Here is a 1,951-nt window from a genome sequence, read left to right on the forward strand (position 1 = left end):
AAAGTATTTTAGTACTTTTTTGAATCCGTCAATGCGTAAGTCCTATATATTTAAATTTCTAAATTATTTTAAAGCAGAACTATCCATTGTATTGGGAACTGCATCCTCCGATTCAGTGTTGCCTCAGATAATGAAAAAGTTAAAAAATCTAGGAATTAAGGATTCCACTGTGGGTTTAGTGATCCCAACAGGCTATTCTTTTAATCTAGATGGATTCTCTATCTATCTAACTCTTGGCGTTATATTTATTGCCCAAGCTTGCAATATTGATTTATCGATGCATGATTTACTTGCAATTTTATTGGTTTCTTTGGTGACTTCAAAAGGTGCACACGGTATCCCAGGTTCTGCACTAGTGATATTAGCTGCAACTTTGTCTGTCATACCCAGTCTTCCAACGATTGGCTTGGTGTTGTTATTGTCCGTTGATTGGTTTATTGGGATTGTACGTGCTTGTACGAATTTGATCGGAAATTGTGTGACAACGGTTGCGATTGCTCATTGGGAACAGGATATTGATCATGCACGTGCCCAAGCTGTATTGGATCAAAAGATTGAGTTGAATTCCTAGATTAAATCACTATCTGAGACAATAAATAGTTTCTTAAAAATAGCATTTCTAATTTGCATGGAGCTTATATCTAGCCTATATTTTTAATGGAAAATTCATCAAAGGAATGTGCAATGTCTCAAACTTTACCTGTATATCACGGCAGTTGTTTGTGCAACGGTATTCGTTATGAAATCCATGGCGAAATTGGAGATATTGTGCAATGTCATTGTCAGCGTTGTCGTAAAGCCAATGGCACAGCTTATGCCACAAATGCTCCAATTAAAGTAAGTGATTTTAAAATTACGCAAGGTGAGCATCTACTCAAAAAATTTCAATCCACTGAGACGACTCAACGTTGTTTTTGTACAGATTGTGGCTCACCTATTATAAGTATTAAATCAGATATACCTGAGTTTTATCGCTTAAGAATAGGTACTCTGGATACCGCTATTCAGCAAAGACCAACCATGCATATTTTTGCGGCATCAAAAGCAGAGTGGGACTGTATTGCAGATGATTTACCACAATATGTTGAGCGACCATAATCGCTTTAGGTTGAGGATTAAACATGATTTTTGAGACGGCATCGTTAAGCCCAACGGAAGTGTATCGACTTTTAGTCGGTGGGATTACCCCTCGACCAATTGCATGGATCAGCACTTTATCTAAAGATGGTGTCGCCAATATCGCCCCTTATTCATTTTTTAGTGTGGCGAGTTGTAACCCACCGATCTTATGGTATTCACAAGTGAACCCACAAAGTGGGCAGGATAAAGACACACTTCGAAATCTTATTGATACTCAAGAGTGTGTGGTCCATATCGCTGATACAAAACTACTTGAGAAATTGAATTTGTCTTGTGCATCATTAGCTGCTGAGCAAAGTGAATTTGAATATGCTGAGATTGAATCTTGTCCAAGCTATTCAGTACAACCCTTATCTGTTCAAGACTCTTTGGTTCGTTACGAGTGCCGCTTAAGAGAAATTTTAGAGTTCAGCACACTTCCCTCTGGAGGAAAAGTTGCTTTACTCGATGTTCAAGCGATTTATGTAGATGATCGAGTCTGGAATGGAACGATGATAGACCAAGAAAAATTAAACAGTCTTGGAAAAATGGGTGGTGATTTTTATAGTTTAACTAGTGATCTGCGTAAATTATCGAGACCGCAAGTTTAATCGAGATTCAAAAAAGGAGGTTTTAATCCCACTACTGTCCCATAGTTTGCTCTAAATAAAAAAAACTGAGTCTAAATAGTTAAAATATGAGTGCAAACAAACACTTTAACTATAAAGGACTCAGGTTTTGTCACATCAGAATACCGTATTTCATCAATTACTCAAACCCATTCTAAGACAAGATTTTGAACGTCTGGCTAAACTGCACCACTCTGGGCAAA

The 1,951-nt window shown here is 37.5% G+C and carries 4 protein-coding genes; all 4 read left to right on the forward strand.

Features of this window, described 5'->3' with window-relative positions; translation table 11 throughout:
- Positions 1–571, forward strand: a 571-nt coding sequence (locus F948_RS01065) for a cation:dicarboxylate symporter family transporter (RefSeq protein ID WP_004958723.1), incomplete at its 5' end; no start/stop codon positions are given.
- A gap of 113 nt (positions 572–684) precedes the next feature.
- Positions 685–1,098, forward strand: coding sequence for a GFA family protein (locus F948_RS01070; RefSeq protein ID WP_004916686.1), 414 nt, complete (start codon positions 685–687; stop codon positions 1,096–1,098).
- 23 nt (positions 1,099–1,121) lie between these two features.
- Positions 1,122–1,730, forward strand: coding sequence for a flavin reductase family protein (locus F948_RS01075; RefSeq protein ID WP_004958726.1), 609 nt, complete (start codon positions 1,122–1,124; stop codon positions 1,728–1,730).
- Between the two features lie 127 nt (positions 1,731–1,857).
- On the forward strand, positions 1,858–1,951 hold a 94-nt coding region (locus tag F948_RS16300), incomplete at its 3' end, for a DUF4372 domain-containing protein (RefSeq protein ID WP_004958729.1).

Source organism: Acinetobacter junii CIP 64.5, from assembly GCF_000368765.1.
Lineage (GTDB): Bacteria > Pseudomonadota > Gammaproteobacteria > Pseudomonadales > Moraxellaceae > Acinetobacter > Acinetobacter junii.